This window comes from uncultured Neglectibacter sp., assembly GCA_937958185.1.
Classification (GTDB): Bacteria; Bacillota; Clostridia; order Oscillospirales; family Acutalibacteraceae; genus Acutalibacter.
The window spans coordinates 45658-60471 of the sequence record CALFFN010000019.1 but is presented as its reverse complement, the minus strand read 5'-3'; the positions used below and the strand labels follow the sequence as shown (position 1 = coordinate 60471).

The following is a 14814-nucleotide window of genomic DNA, read 5'->3' as shown; positions in this document are numbered from 1 at the left end:
CCTTCGGTCAACGATTTTAGGGTGGGTCAGTCCGGGCAGTAGGCAACGGCGTCCACCTGAAACTGCAAGCCTGCCTGACCGCCGCTGTGGGCAAATTCCGTCTGAATGGATTTGCGGACGGGGTACTTCCCGTGAAAGCGGTCCCGGATCACCTGTTCCATAACAGGAATGTTCCACACGTCCCGGAACAGGCAGTCCATCTGCACTACGTTTTCCAGTGTCAGCCCGAAAAGCTTCAGCAGCTGCTCCATCTGGTCAAAAGCGCCGTTTACCTGTTCCTCCATAGTCCCGCCCACATTGCCTGCGCAATATCCCAAAAAGCAGAAATTTCCCGCCTTGATAATGCCGGAATGCGCCCATTCCCCGTTGCAGTCCTTCCTGATGATCTCACTCATGCTCACTCTCTCCTTTGTTTTCCTTTTTCGGGTGGATCGTCAGCGCCCGGGAAACGCTTCCCTTGCCAAAGCGTTCCCGCACACCGTCCACTGCGGTTTCCAGCCGCTCCAGCCGTTCCCGGTCGTCCGCATTGTCAAACAGGCTGGTCTGTGCTTCTCCCGCAGGCGCCAGCTTCCCTGCCCGAATGCCCAGCAGCCGCACCGCCCAGCGCCTGTTTTCCCGGCGGTACAGGGAAAGCGCCGCCCGGTAGAGGGACTGGGAATCGCAGGCAGGTTCGATCCTGCACTGGCGCTGGAACTCTTCAAAATCCCCATTTTTCACGGTGATCTGCACCTCTCCGGCTTTTACCCCCTCTGCCCGCAGCCGGGCAGCCACCGTTTCCGCCAGAGAGAGAAAGGTTTCCCTGATCTCCGTTTCGGTCACGATATCGTGGGGCAGGGTCACGCTGTTGCCGATGGTTTTCACCGGCTCACGGTCATCGGCGGCGCAAACCGGGGAATTGTCCAGACCGTTGGCATAGACCCACAGCGTCTCCCCGATCCTGCCCAGTATACTGCGCATGGCGGAAAGCTCCATGCCGGCAATGTCCCCAATGGTGCGAATACCAAACTTTTTCAGTGTCTTTTCCGTGTGAGGGCCTACGAGCAGTAATGCTTCACAGGGCAGCTTCCAGATGATCTTCTCCATTTCTTCCCTGCCGAACACGGTGACGGCGTCCGGCTTTTTGTAGTCGCTGCCCAGCTTGGCGAATACCTTGTTAAAGGACACCCCGATGGACACGGTCAGCCCCAGCTCGTCCTTCACGCGCCGGCGGATCTGCTCGGCGATCTCCTCCCCGCTGCCAAACAGCTTTTCGCTGCCGTACACGTCCAGCCAGCATTCGTCCAAGCTGAAGCTCTCTACCAGATCGGTGTATTCACAGTAGATTTTCTTCGCCAATCGGGAAAAATGGGCGTACCGCTCGTGATGGGGCGGAAGCAGCTGCAAATCCGGGCATTTCTTTTTTGCCTGCCAAATGGGTTCGGCAGTTTTTACGCCGTATTGCTTTGCCAGCATATTCTTGGCGAGGATAATGCCGTGGCGGCTTTCCTTATCCCCGGCGACCGCCATGGGAACGTCTCGGTATTCCGGGGCGTACAGCGTTTCTACCGAGGCGTAGAAATTATTCATATCGACGTGCAGAATGCCGTTTTCCACAATGGTCACCTCCCAAACGCAAACGTGTGTTCGCCATCTCCATCTCTATTATAGAACGTGTGTTCGCAATGTCAAGAGGAAATTTACGGAAAAATCAAAAATTTGTTCCTGCAAAAAGAGAGACCCTTGTCTCTGAAACTTTGTACAGTGCTGGACAACGGGTGTAGGAAATCGGCAACGCACGGGAAGAATCATATCAATTTTTTATAGATAATAGACTTTGATAAGCAATACAAGAAAGCGGATAAAAGACAATTTTTCTGAGATAAAGCCATAATTATATTGACAGGAAAAATTTTCAAAAATATATTGACATGGAAAACCTCTTGTACTAAAATGAAAGTTACAAGAGGATAGCGTCATTTTTACGCACTACGCAGGTTCGTGTAAAGATAACCTGCCTGTGCATAGAAATAAGATCAACACGGAATTGTCCTCCTGCGCCAAGTGAATGCATTCACATTAAAATCTCATTTTGAAAAGAGGTGAAACATATGAAAAAAGCGCTGTCTCTGCTTCTGGTGCTGGCGCTGTCTCTGGCGATCTTCGCCCTGCCCGCCGCCGCGGAAACCCATGACCATGACGGCTGCGCCGCCTGTGCGGAGGAAATCCAGCCGAGGGTACGGCTGTACAAATGCCTGAATTGTGGGTTACCTTGCACTTATACCGGCAGAGTAGGAAATCTGGATACCTATAAGTGCTACGATTGTAATTTGTCCTATACCATTCCGGCAGCGTAAACTTGAACTGCAGTCCATTTACAGGGAACCCATTTTTTACAAAATGGGTTCTTTGCCCTTTTTCGAGGTGATAGCATGAGGCTTTCAGGTTCTAAAAATTTTGTTTGTATTATTCTTTGCTTGTTGTCCATGCTTTTATTTTCTTCCTGCCAGAAATCAGAGGAGAAACAGCCCCTGCGCATTTTGACCGACCTTTTCTGCTGTGAGAAAGCCGGGCTGCTGCATACTGGAGATGGTGTGCCGGAGCTGGAAGACTATTTGCGGTATTACGGTATCGCCGATGGAAATTTTGTGATTGAAGTTCTGCCGGCGAATAAAGCTGAAAGAGAAGTGCGTCTTGCGGCTTTGCGTACCGAAATTATGGCGGGCGGTGGACCGGATGTTTTTGTCATGCGCTGCGATGTCCCTAATCGCATCATCAACGATTGGAATTTTCTGGAAAATGAGCACCCTGAAGAAAGCACACTTTACCGTGAACCACTTTTTACTGATGTGACAGCCGCCATAAACAATTCCTTTTTTCTACCATTGGACAAGTATCTTGAAAAAGCAAAATATTTTCGTTCAAATTTTATGGAACCCGTTATTTTAGACGCTGGAAAAAGTGCGGAGGGGCAAATGGTGTTGCCCATTACCATCACGTTTCCATACGCCGTTTATCGGAGAGCCGACCTGCAAAAGGCGGGAAGTATGCCTGATTCATGGCAGAAAGCTCTTATTTGGGAAGATTCTGCGGTAAGAAAGGCGTATGGATTGGCGGCGTGGAACCAATTCTCCGACCTGTTTGGAAAATATAGTAATTATGACACGGAAAACCTTACCTTTTCCCGGGAAGAGCTTTTAGCCAGGGTAAAGGAAGCTATACGGCTAAAAGAAGAGGAACTGTCCGACATAGAGAATGATGTGCTGCCCTCTGACGGTCTTGACGGGCTTCTGCTGGAAAGTGAACTAGAGTACATGTCGGTGTCTCCATGGTCACCGGGATATTACGACGCCCGTCAGACGCCGGAACTGCACAGCCAGGTGATTGCCCCGATCCGCAATATGGAGGGCGGGGTCACAGCGGGAATAACCAGCTATGCCTGTATCAATCGTAACACAGAGCGCTCGCAGGAGGCTTTTGACTTTTTAGACCTGTTGTTTTTGCCAAGCACTCAATCATTTATTGGTGAGTACGATTCCAACGGAAAGAACCATCAAACCATCTTGCTGAATTTTGCCTTTGGCGTACCTGCGGGAAAGGATATGCTGTTCGATTCCAAGCATTCCTTTGGACAGCGGTACATTTCTGAAATTGGCATTGACCCCGGACCGAACGAGGAAGCTTTTGCCGAATACACCGCCCTGCGGAACGAAGTGACCCACGCACGGTTTTACGGCGCCTTAGATCAGGAGCTGCAAACCATGTACGAAGCCTGTCTGGAAGCGGAATCAGACGAAAAAATCGAAAAAATCGTCTCCAAAGCTTACGACACCATGCTGATGATCTTGGCGGAAAGCTGAATTTTTCAGGAAAGAAAAAGCATCTCCCAGCGGCTGACGGAATGCCGCTGAGAGATGCTTGACTCATAAAATTACAGCTTTGCCGCTTCCTGCAAAATATCCGCGATATCCTGCCGGAAAACAAGGTCGGCCTGACCGTCAAAGGGCGTTTCGTCCCGGTTCAGCAGCACCAGCCTGGCGCCCCGGCTGAGATAATTCACCAGCCCAGCCGCAGGGTACACCACCAGCGAGGTGCCGCCCACCAATAACAACTCCGCCCGCTCGATATACTCCACCGCCAGTGCCATGTTCCGCTGGTCCAGCTGCTCGCCATACAGCACCACGTCCGGGCGGATCGTCCCGCCGCAGCTGCATTTCGGCACGCCCTCACCGTGCAGGATAAAATCCATATCGCAGGTTTTTCCGCAGGACAGGCAGTAGTAGCGGTTCTCGTTGCCGTGGAGCTCGATGACAGTTTTGCTGCCTGCCATTTGGTGCAGACCGTCAATATTCTGGGTAATGACCGCGTCCAGCTTGCCTGCCTGCTCCAGCTTTGCCAAAGCATAGTGGGCAGGGTTGGGCTTGGCGTCGGGATATAGCATGACCTGCCGGAGAAATTCATAGAATTTTTCCGTATGGTGGGTAAAATATCCGTGGGACAGCATTTCCTCATAGGAAATGCCCTGCTGGCGCTCCCGGTACAGCCCATAGGCGCTGCGAAAATCGGGAATGCCGCTGGCGGTGGAAACACCTGCGCCGCCTAAAAATGCCGTGTGCCTGCTTTCCCTCAGCCATTGCCGCAGGGTATCCATTTCCTTGCTCATACGCTCAGTCCTTTATCATAAGCTCTACCGGGCAGTGGTCGCTGCCCGGCACCTGGGACAGGATCCGGCTGTCCACTAAACTGTCCTGCAGCCGCTCGTCCGCCAGAAAATAGTCGATCCGCCACCCGGCGTTGTTTTCCCGGGAGTGGTACATATAGCTCCACCAGGAGTACGCCCCCTCCTGCTCGGGATAAAAATATCGGAAGGTATCCAGAAATCCGCTTGCCAGCAGCTCGCCGAATTTGCCCCGTTCCTCGTAAGTAAATCCGGCATTGCCCACATTGGGCTTGGGGTTTTTCAAGTCAATGGGGCGGTGTGCCACGTTCATGTCCCCGCAGACGATCACGGGCTTCTGCTTCCGCAGACTTGTCAGGTATTCCCGAAAGGCGTCTTCAAATTCCATACGGTACCCGAGCCGTGTCAGCTCCCGTTGGGAATTGGGCGTGTAGACCGTCACCAAAATAAAATTGGGATATTCGGCGGCAATCACCCTGCCCTCCCCGTCAAATTCTTCTTTCCCCAGCCCGTAAGAGACGGAAAGCGGTTCTGTTTTGGAAAACACCGCCGTGCCGGAATAGCCCTTACGCACAGTGGCGGAGTTCCAATATTCAAAGTAGCCAGGGAAATCGAAATCCGCCTGCTCCCGCTGCATTTTTGTTTCCTGCAGGCAAATAATATCCGGGGCTTCCTCCTGCAAAAATGTTCCGAAGCCCTTTCCCATGCAGGCGCGCAGACCGTTGACGTTCCAGGATACCAATTTCATATTCCGTTCCCCTTTCAACCGATGAATCCGTCAAATTCTTTCTGTTCTGTAAATTTTTTCTGAATTTCTTTCAAATTTCGAGAAATTTCTTCTCAAATCTGTTATACTGAATCCATATCCCAAAGAACAAAAAAGGAGATGCTTTTATGAAGAATCCCATTGTGACCTTTGAAACCACCCGCGGCACCATAAAGGCGGAGCTGTACCCCGATATCGCGCCCAATACCGTGAATAATTTCGTTTCCCTGATCCAGCAGGGATTTTACGACGGCACGATTTTTCACCGTGTGATCCCCGGCTTCATGATCCAGGGCGGCGACCCGGAAGGCACTGGCATGGGCGGTCCCGGCTACGGTATCAAGGGGGAGTTTTCCGCCAACGGCTTTCAGAATGATCTGAAGCACACCACCGGCGTGCTGTCCATGGCGCGTTCCATGCGCCCCAACAGCGCTGGCTCCCAGTTCTTTATCATGGTGGCGGACGCGCCCCATCTGGACGGGCAGTATGCCGCGTTCGGCAGGGTGATCGAGGGCATTGAGGTGGCGCAGGATATCGTTTCCGCTCCCCGCGATCCGGCGGACCGCCCCTACGAGGACCAGATCATGGAGAAAGTGACCGTAGAGACCTTCGGCGAGGAATACCCGGAGCCTGAAACCGGCTCAGAGCACGGCTGATCGCTCCCACAGCAAAATACCATTGGCAAAGGAAAGAGCTCCGGCTTTTTCCTTTTTTCTTTTTCCTGCAGCCGCCTTAAAGGGAAACCGCTGTCCACTCTAAAATGATATTACAACGGGGATATGCTTTTGTCAATGCGGAAAGCAGGATAGAAAAAACAGGAGAAAACGTTCCCTCCTGTTTTTTGGTTTTTCATTTGTTCCACATTTTCCCGTTTTCAGCTTTCCGCTAAGATCATCAGCATGATGTCGTAGGCTTTGGAGACGATTTTTTCGATCTCTTCGTCTGATTCCGCTTCCCGGCAGGCATTGAACATTTCCTGCAACTCCCAATCCAGTTCACCGTAAAAACGGGCGGTGGTCACCTGGGCGCGGAGGTTTTTGTAAATATCGAAAGTAACGGGACTGGCAATAAATTCTGTCTTTCCCGTCAACTGTCCCACATAGGACTGCCTGTATCCAAACGAGCCACCGTAATCGCTACCCAGTAAATCGTTGCGAGAGGGTACACCGTACACATCATAACACAAAAACAGGACATGATACGGCAAGAGGTTTTTCGGGTCTTCTCTTACAGGAATGTTTCCCATTGCCTCTCGGCGGGTCAGCAAGTCTAACACCTGAAAGGCTTCTTTCGGACGCGGCGTGTTGCTATTGATACCAATATAGGCAGTGATCTGCGCTGTCACACCGCTTTCCCGGTTTTTAATAGGGACAATTTTTTCGGATATAGCTCCTTCCTGCCACTCTCCACTGAAATAAGTCGGTTGCCAATACCGCAGATCATAGTGATTCAAATCGCACACTGCCACAAGCCCCTCCGTCTTTTCCGGAAAAAAGAAAAGACGCAAGTCCATATCATTATCCGCGTCCCCATTGATCGACCCTGGCTCTATATCGCCCTTTGCCAATGCGTCTCGTACAGTTTCCAGCAGTTCTGCTTCCGAGAACAGCAGCGTTTCCGCTTTGTAGTCCACAATCTGCCCGAACAGGTCTGGGAATTGGTTCCACGCCGCCGCGCCGTATGCGTTCTGTTCGGCATTCGACCTGCCTGCGATGCCTTCCTGAAAAATTGCGGTGGGGAAAGTAAACGCCAATGGAATCAGCATCTGCCCCTCATCTGTCTGCCCCGCCGCCAAGACAGCAGGTTCAATCACACCTGCATCGAAAAACTGTGCTTTGGCAAGATAATCGTCCAAAGGAAGAAACAGCCCTTTTTCCATCGCGGACTGCGGGTCTTGAAACAACCGTTCTCTTGGCGCCATAATATTGTGAAAAGGCGAGTCCGCATTTGCCGTTTTCAGAAAATCCTTTCGCTCCTGTCCTGCTGGAAGCTCACTGGATACTACGAACACGTCAGGTCCTTCGCCGGAAATAATTGCTGTACGCAAAGCAGAAATGCGAACACTGCGCTCCGATTCTTCTTCCGGCAGGAACTCGACCTCCACGTCCTCTGGATCCATGTCATAGACATATTGAAGGTAATCTTTCAAACCTTCGGTGATTTTCTTTGAGCTTATAAACCATGGCTCTGTCGGAATATCTATAAGGATATGCAGTGGTCGGTTCACTGCCGGTGCGTTACAGGTGGAAACAGAAACTACCAGTAGCAGAGCGCAAATCAACGCGGCGGACATCCTTTTTACATATCTCATCACAACACTCCTCTCCAACTCATATAGAAAAGCGGCAACAGGCAATCGCCCATCACCGCTCCTCATTTCCATTTAGAAAGACGGTCCTACGTACTCTTCACCATACAAATAACAATCTTGATTGGTGCAGGCATACAGATACTGATTACCAACTTTTCTGGTAAATTTCATAGAACCGCCGCAATAAGAACAAAAGATAATCGGCGGTCTGCGGAGAATGACGCTTTCGGCAGCACAATCGGCGCAGCCGTCATGGTCATGGGTTTCTGCGGCGGCGGGGAGGGCGAAGATCGCCAGAGCCAGCGCCAGCACCAGAAGCAGAGACAGCGCTTTTTTCATATGTTTCACCTCTTTTCAAAATGGGATTTTAATGTGAATGCATTCACTTGGCGCAGGAGGACAATTCCGTATTGACCTTATTCCTATGCACGGGCAGGCTATCTTTACACAAACCTGCGTAGTGCGTAAAAATGACGCTACCCTCTTGTAACTTTCATTTTAGTATAAGAGGTTTTCTATGTCACATATTTTCCAGCTTTCTCAAAAACAGGCTATCCGGCTCTGTCTGCCCATTTTCCCTATTTTCATTTTTCAAAGTACAGAACGATTTTTGCAAAAATAATTCCAAACACGATATAATCATTATTAAATTATAATCTGAAATTTTGTTTTGTCAATACAGTAAAAAAACAGGCGGAGAGCTCTCCGCCTGTTTTTTACTTACTTTTTGCTTGCCTTTTTTACTGCTCCTGTACGGGCAGGCTTTCCAGCAGGTCTGCCGCGTCGTTCAGCCAGCCGCCCTCGAAAAGCTCTACAGCACCGTGGTCGCAGGCGGCTGCCAGCTTCGGCTCAATGGGCAGCTTGCCCAGCACCTTCAAATCATACTTCGCCGCCACCTCGTCGATGTGGCTTTCGCCGAACACGGAGAATTGCTTGCCGCAGTCCGGGCAGGTGAAGTAGCTCATGTTCTCCACCAGCCCCAGCACCGGCACGTTCATCATCTTCGCCATTTCCACCGCCTTGGAAACGATCATACTCACCAGCTCCTGGGGGGAGGTGACGATGATGATGCCGTCAAGGGGCAGGGACTGGAACACCGTCAGCGGCGCGTCCCCGGTCCCGGGAGGCATATCCACAAACATATAATCCACGTCGCCCCAGATGACGTCCGTCCAGAACTGCTTGATCGCCCCGGCAATGACAGGCCCCCGCCACACCACAGGGCTGGTCTCCTCCTCCAGCAGCAGGTTCACGCTCATGACCTTCACGCCGGTTTTCGTTTCCACCGGGTAAAGCCCGTTTTCGTCAGACATTGCCCGCTGCTTGAGCCCAAAGCACTTGGGGATAGAAGGTCCCGTGATGTCGGCATCCAGCACAGCCACCTTATTTTCCCGGCGGCGCAGCTCCGTTGCCAGCAGGGACGTGACCAGCGATTTGCCCACGCCGCCCTTGCCGCTGACTACGCCGATGATCTTCTTCACATGGCTCAGGTCGTTGGTCTTTTCCAGAAAGCTCTGGGGTTCTGCGCGGGAAGGGCAGTTCTCCCCGCAGGTAGAACAGTCGTGGGTGCAGTTTTCCATGTTTTCGCTCATTGTTTATTTCCTCCTCGTGAGATTTTTCTGCGAAAAGCTATCACAGTGTTTCTGTGTTTATTATGACAAAGCCGTTATGCTCATATAGGCGCACGGCGGTTTGGTTCCAATCTGCCACATGCAGAGTGGGGACAGAGCCGGCTGCCAATATCCGCGCTGTCGCGAAAAGCAGCAGCGATTTGCCGATACCCTGTCCCTGATACGCTTTTGCCACCACCAGATCGTCTATCTCTCTGCCGTAGACCGCCACGGTGCCCGCCAGCTCGCCGTCTTTTTCCAAAAGGAAAATGTCGCCGGATTTTTCCATCAATTCTTCCCGGCTGCGGCAGCAATCAATGGGCGTCAGCCCCAGCGCCGCCCGCATTTCGGCAAAACCGGCGTTATAGAGCTGCCGGTAGCTTTCATAATCGCTGTCGCGGTAATTCCTCAGGGCAGGACCCGGCGGCAGCTTCGCCCCCCGGTACTCCATTGTGTGCGCAATAATTCCCATTTACAAGTACCGCAGCGTCGAACCGCTTTCGCCGACCTCCAGCCGGGCGCTGCGCCCGATGGGAAGGATCGCCTTATTTTCCCCGTGCCCGAAATCGTCGCAGTACACCACCGGGATATGGTGGCGCTCCCCCAGCAGCTTGAGCCGGGCGTACAGGTCGGGACAAGGGCTGTCGGAATAATTCCCGAAAATCAGCCCGGTAACGGACTTCATGAAATCGCTTTGCTCCAGATAGCCCAGCTGGCTGCTGATGTGGGCTTCCCCGCCGAACTTTTCATGGTCCTCCAAAAACAGCAGGTGGGGCTCCCGCAGGTCAACAGGAAAATATTCTGTGCCGAGCAGCAGGATAAAATTCAGCAGGTATCCACCCACCAGCACGCCCTCGGCGGCGCCGGGCGTAAGAGAGCGCCAGGGGGAAGCCTTTTCGTGGGTAGTCATGCTGTCGCTTAAAATATGCCCTGCAAAGTGACGGCGGTTATATTCTGTCTGCTCCAAAAGGCACACCGGGTCCTGCCCGTAATAGGTTTCCAGACCCGTCCTTGCCCAGACGGCGTTCAAGATCGTGGTGCCGTCGCTGTAGCTCATCACTCTTTTGGGGTTCTCCCGGAACAAATCGAAATCCAGATAGGGCGGCACCTCCGGCGCGCCTTCTCCCCCGCCGAACAGGATCAGCTCCACGCTTTTTTCGGCAGCCAGCTGGTTGAAGTCCTCTCCCCGTTCCCAGTCGGAAGCAAGAAACCCCCAGGTCTTTTGGTACATATTTTTTGCCTGCACCACGGAAAAGCCCTGCTGCTCCATGGCGGCAATGATATTTTTATATTCTCGTGTCCAGGGCACTTCCTGTCCCGGCGCCGCTTCATACAGCGGAACATGGCTGGGACAGCAGAGCCCGATGACGCCGTTTTCAGACAACACACCTGCCCTCATGGCTTTCACTCCCCTTTTTCAGCTTTTCCAGTCTATCACGAAACGGGAAAAAGTGCAACTCCGCCGGGCGCTCGCCTTTTCCTAACAGCTAACGCCTAACGTCACGCCCATTCTAACGGCTAACAACTAACAAGGCAGCTCAAACCAAAAGGTGCTGCCCGCGCCCAGCTCGCTTTCCACGCCATAGGCGCCGCCGTGAAGCTCCAGAATATTTTTCACAATGGACAGCCCCAGCCCGGTGCCCACCTGGGCGCGCCTGTGCTCCTTGTCCACCTTGTAGTACCGCTCCCAAATATCCCGCAGCTTATCCGCCGGGATACCCTCGCCGGTGTCGGTCACGGAGACCCGCACCCTGCCGTCCGTCACGGTCTGCCGCAGGGTGACGGTCTTATCCTCTCCGGCATAGGTGATGGCGTTGTTCACCAGATTATAGACCACCTGGGAGATTTTCAGCTCGTCCGCTGTGACGAACACGTCCTCTGAGGCTTCAAAGGGAAAGCTGTAATCCGCCAGCTTGTCGTAACGGTGCAGGATCGCTCGAATGCTTTCGGTCAGGTTGAACCGGCTTTTATCCAGAGTAAGCACGCCCGATTCCAGCCGGGATAAATCCAACAGGTCGTTCACCAGGCTGGTAAGGCGCTCGGTTTCGTCTATAATGATCTGCACATTCTCCGGGGTGTTCTCCCCGGGCAGATCCCGCATGACCTCGCTGTAGCCGCGGATCATGGTCAGCGGGGTGCGGAGGTCGTGGGAAACATTTGCCAGCAGCTCCCGGCGGAGACCTTCCACCTTGGAAAGCTCCCCGGCGGCGTAATTCAGGGTCTGCGCCAGCTCGCTGACTTCCCTGGAGCCGCTTTCCGCAAAGCGTATCTCATAATTTCCCTTTGCCAGTTCTTTGGCGGCTTCATTCACCGCCGCCACCGGGCGGGAGATCCGCCGGGCAATGAACAGCGCCAGGATACCGCCCAAAAGCACCATCACCGCCGTCACGCAGACAAGCTGCACCTTCAGCGTCTCCACGGTGGCGTCCACCGGGGTGATCTCGCTTTCGATCAAGATCATGCGGTTCAGCCCGGTATTGGTCCTGGCGATCCCCACATAGAGGATCACATGGGGGCGGACGCCGTCCTGATAGACAAAGGGAGAATCGCATACGGCGATCCTCTTGCCCCCTGCCAGATTCACCTCGTCAAAAAGCGCTACCAGATCGCTGCGGGTCATGGTCTCGATCAGGCATTCCCGCTGGGTGGGCTTCCACGCGCTGTACTGGGTGCCCAGCGGGTCCGTGACCAGCACGTTGATGCCCAGATCGTTGGAGAGCTTCTTTACCTGCAGATCCAGATCCTCCTGCTCCAGCTTGCTTTCGATCAGCGCCGCCGTCCGCTTGACCTCTTCGGTTTTTATTGCCTGATAAAAGGGACCCAGCAGCGCGATCTGGAACACCCACAGCAGCACAGCCACCACCAAAATGAACACGCCAAAGCCCAAAGCGATCTGCCAGCGGATATTCAGCGGCTTTTTCGGCGGCTTTTCCACCGGGGAAAAAAGAGGATACCCTGTTTCCATCATATCACCTCGAAGCGGTAACCCACGCCCCGGAGGGTCACGATAAACTTGCTGTACTGCCCCAGGGATTTCCGCAGCAGCTTGATGTGGGTATCCAAAGTCCTGTCGTCGCCGTAAAAATCATAGCCCCACACATTGGTGATCAGCATTTCCCGGGTCAGCGCCAGGTCCTTGTTGTTCACCATGTATACCAGAAGGTCATATTCCTTGGGGGAAAGGTCAACGCGCCCGCCGTCAACGGTGACCACGCGGGCGTCAAAGTCGATAGAAAGCCCCTCAAAAGAAGCGGTATTCCGCTTGACGGAAGCTGCCTGAGGATTTACCCGGTTCATAATGGCGCCAATGCGCATGAGCAGCTCCTTGGGAGAAAATGGCTTGACCACGTAATCGTCCACACCCAGCTCGAAGCCATGGATCCTGTCGTACTCCTCTCCTCTGGCGGAAAGCATCAGCACCGGGGCGGCGGTGACCTTACGTATCTCAGCCACAGCGGAAAAACCGTCCAGCTCCGGCATCATCACGTCCATGACGATCACGTCGAACTGGGTCGGGTCCTTGCGGCAAAGCTCCACCGCCTGCATTCCGTTTTCCGCTTCCGTGACCTTATGCCCCTCAAACTCAGCGTATTTGCGGATCAGCATTCTGATTTTTTCTTCGTCGTCCGTCACAAGGATACGGTACATGCCATTCGTCCTTTCTCTTGTCCCGGCGCGGAGAAGGCTTCTCCCTGCGCCGAAAATTGTCTCTGCTTCAGTAAAACATCTTTTTGTGAAGTTTCCGTGATGGTTTTCCAAATTTCCGATAAAAAGCGCAGCTTTGCGGGAAAAGTGCCCGCTTCCTACGTTTCAGTATAGTCCGGGAGAAAAATTTTTTCAAGGGCAGGGGACTTTCCTGTTGACTTTTCCGGGAAAAGTGATAGAATAATTATATAAGATACCCATATTTCTGTTTTTGTAAAGAAAAATATTGGGGTATTGTTACAAGGAGGGGTCGTTATGTTGCCCGTTATCACCATTGCCCGCCAATACGGAAGCGGAGGTCATGAGGTTGGCGAAAAGCTTGCGCAAAAGCTGGGTATCCCTTATTACGATAAGGCGCTGATCGCCATGGCGGCAAAGCAGAGCGGTCTTTCTGAAGAAGTTTTTGAGCACGCAGACGAGAAAGCCACCAGCAGCCTGCTGTATTCCATGGTCGTGGGCGGCTACGGGTTCGGCTCCCGCATTCCGGGCTTAAATGAAATGCCCATCAACGACAAGCTGTTCCTCATTCAGTCAGACATTATCAAAAAGGCTGCGGAGGAAGGTTCCTGCGTCATCGTGGGGCGGTGTGCGGACTATATCCTGCGGGAGTTTCCAAACGCCCTGAATGTATTTATCCACGCCGACAAAGCCTCCCGGGTGCAGCGCATTGTGGCAAAAGGGCTGTGTGAGGAAAAGAAAGCGCCTGATTTCGTATCCAAAAAGGATAAGCAGCGCGCCAATTACTACAATTTCTATTCCAACAACCGCTGGGACGACTTGAACAATTACGATTTTACGCTGGACACGTCCAAATTTACCATTGAAGAAGCGGTGGAGCTGGTTGCCGACGCTGCCAGACGGTTGGATAAATAAGCGGCTGCCTGCGGCAGTTGTTCCATGTGCTGCTTCCGTTTTAAGCTTTAGAAGACAAGTTGCATCTCTTTACTAAAAATCGGAGAGGATATCCTCTCCGATTTTTTTGCCTGCAACACCTCTCGGAATTTTTGGCGTGTTTCACCTTTCCTCCGCCGCTTCGGCTTGGGGGTGCGGGTCCCCCAGCACGTCCCACGGGGTCAGCATTCCCAGCAGCCGTTCCCCTGGGCGGCCGTTTTCTGTAATAAAGATCACGGCTACCCGCTGGTTTTTCCCCTTGACCTGTTCAAATTTCCTGCGGACGTACCCGTAGCTTGCGTTTTTAGGAACAAATTCATAATTTTCCAGATGCTCGCCCACGTCCAGGAATTTTCCGATTTCCCGCAGCGTGGTGCTTTCCGTCAGCGGCTTCCCGCCCCGCAGCTGGTAGCGGAACACCGAGCCAATGCTGAACACACCATAAAACCTGCCCTCCCGCATTACGGGGATATGGGAATACCCGTTCTTTTCCATCAGCGCCATGAGCCGTAGGACCTTTTCCCCAAGATTTGCCTTGATGATCCGGTCGCCCCGGGTGGCATATTCCAGCGCCAGCGGCGGGCGGCACACATAGTCCCGCACCTCCTCCATGGCGCGCACCACCGCGGCGGAGGGCATGACGACAGGCTCGCCGTCCATGTTCGCGCTGTGGGTCAGCAGGTTCCGTATTTCCCGGCAGGTATCCAGCTTTTCCCGAATGGGCGCGCTTTCGTCGTCCCGTAGAAATTCATACACAACGCTGGTATATTTGCGGTGCTCGTTCCGATATTTTTCCTCCAACGCGACCTCTGTCTGCTTGTATAGATCCAAAAAGAGGGCGATCCTGTTTTCCTGCTGTTCTGCCATCTGTACAGGC

16 protein-coding genes are annotated in these 14814 nt (G+C 53.0%); 4 read left to right on the top strand and 12 right to left on the bottom strand.

The window, feature by feature from the left end:
• Positions 1–26 precede the first annotated feature (26 nt).
• Both AB8996_RS05250 and dinB read right to left on the bottom strand, forming a co-directional pair.
• The gene (locus AB8996_RS05250) at positions 27–395 is read right to left on the bottom strand and encodes a RidA family protein (protein WP_369297924.1); all 369 of its coding nucleotides are present in this window, start codon (positions 393–395) and stop codon (positions 27–29) included.
• Positions 388–1593, bottom strand: a complete 1206-nt coding sequence (gene dinB / locus AB8996_RS05245) for a DNA polymerase IV (RefSeq protein WP_369297923.1) — start codon at positions 1591–1593, stop codon at positions 388–390. Before dinB ends, AB8996_RS05250 begins: the two co-directional genes overlap by 8 nt.
• 494 nt (positions 1594–2087) lie before the next feature.
• On the opposite strand from dinB, the gene AB8996_RS05240 reads away from it, so the two are divergent.
• Positions 2088–2333, top strand: a complete 246-nt coding sequence (locus tag AB8996_RS05240) for a hypothetical protein (protein WP_369297922.1) — start codon at positions 2088–2090, stop codon at positions 2331–2333.
• Positions 2334–2408: 75 nt separating this feature from the next.
• The gene (locus AB8996_RS05235; protein WP_369297921.1) at positions 2409–3836 is read left to right on the top strand and encodes a hypothetical protein; all 1428 of its coding nucleotides are present in this window, start codon (positions 2409–2411) and stop codon (positions 3834–3836) included.
• A gap of 71 nt (positions 3837–3907) precedes the next feature.
• On the opposite strand, the gene AB8996_RS05230 is transcribed toward AB8996_RS05235, so the two are convergent.
• Positions 3908–4639, bottom strand: a complete 732-nt coding sequence (locus AB8996_RS05230; protein WP_369297920.1) for an NAD-dependent protein deacylase — start codon at positions 4637–4639, stop codon at positions 3908–3910.
• Between the two features lie 4 nt (positions 4640–4643).
• On the bottom strand, positions 4644–5402 hold the full coding sequence (locus tag AB8996_RS05225; RefSeq protein WP_369297919.1) for an exodeoxyribonuclease III: 759 nt from the start codon (positions 5400–5402) through the stop codon (positions 4644–4646).
• Positions 5403–5548: 146 nt separating this feature from the next.
• Here AB8996_RS05225 and AB8996_RS05220 point away from each other — a divergent pair, with 146 nt between their 5' ends.
• Positions 5549–6076 (top strand): peptidylprolyl isomerase, encoded by a 528-nt coding sequence (locus AB8996_RS05220; RefSeq protein ID WP_369297918.1) that lies wholly within the window; start codon positions 5549–5551, stop codon positions 6074–6076.
• A 218-nt stretch (positions 6077–6294) separates the two neighbouring features.
• Here the strand turns inward: AB8996_RS05220 and AB8996_RS05215 are convergent, their stop codons facing one another.
• The 7 genes from AB8996_RS05215 to AB8996_RS05185 form a co-directional block, all read right to left on the bottom strand.
• Complete coding sequence (locus AB8996_RS05215) at positions 6295–7731, bottom strand: hypothetical protein (RefSeq protein ID WP_369297917.1); 1437 nt, start codon at positions 7729–7731, stop codon at positions 6295–6297.
• A 72-nt stretch (positions 7732–7803) separates the two neighbouring features.
• On the bottom strand, positions 7804–8070 hold the full coding sequence (locus AB8996_RS05210) for a hypothetical protein (RefSeq protein WP_369297916.1): 267 nt from the start codon (positions 8068–8070) through the stop codon (positions 7804–7806).
• 401 nt (positions 8071–8471) lie between these two features.
• On the bottom strand, positions 8472–9311 hold the full coding sequence (locus AB8996_RS05205; protein WP_369297969.1) for a P-loop NTPase: 840 nt from the start codon (positions 9309–9311) through the stop codon (positions 8472–8474).
• Between the two features lie 52 nt (positions 9312–9363).
• Positions 9364–9813 (bottom strand): GNAT family N-acetyltransferase, encoded by a 450-nt coding sequence (locus AB8996_RS05200; protein WP_369297915.1) that lies wholly within the window; start codon positions 9811–9813, stop codon positions 9364–9366.
• Positions 9814–10740 (bottom strand): LD-carboxypeptidase, encoded by a 927-nt coding sequence (locus AB8996_RS05195; RefSeq protein WP_369297914.1) that lies wholly within the window; start codon positions 10738–10740, stop codon positions 9814–9816.
• A 126-nt stretch (positions 10741–10866) separates the two neighbouring features.
• Entirely contained in the window at positions 10867–12306 is a 1440-nt protein-coding gene (locus AB8996_RS05190) for a sensor histidine kinase (RefSeq protein WP_369297913.1), read from the bottom strand.
• Complete coding sequence (locus AB8996_RS05185) at positions 12306–12989, bottom strand: response regulator transcription factor (RefSeq protein ID WP_369297912.1); 684 nt, start codon at positions 12987–12989, stop codon at positions 12306–12308. Before AB8996_RS05185 ends, AB8996_RS05190 begins: the two co-directional genes overlap by 1 nt.
• A 312-nt stretch (positions 12990–13301) precedes the next feature.
• Between AB8996_RS05185 and AB8996_RS05180 the strand changes: the two genes are divergently transcribed.
• Positions 13302–13919, top strand: coding sequence for an AAA family ATPase (locus AB8996_RS05180; protein ID WP_369297911.1), 618 nt, complete (start codon positions 13302–13304; stop codon positions 13917–13919).
• A 141-nt stretch (positions 13920–14060) separates the two neighbouring features.
• On the opposite strand, the gene AB8996_RS05175 is transcribed toward AB8996_RS05180, so the two are convergent.
• Positions 14061–14804: a CBS domain-containing protein gene (locus tag AB8996_RS05175; protein WP_369297910.1), complete on the bottom strand. Its 744-nt coding sequence runs from the start codon at positions 14802–14804 to the stop codon at positions 14061–14063.
• Positions 14805–14814: the final 10 nt, after the last annotated feature.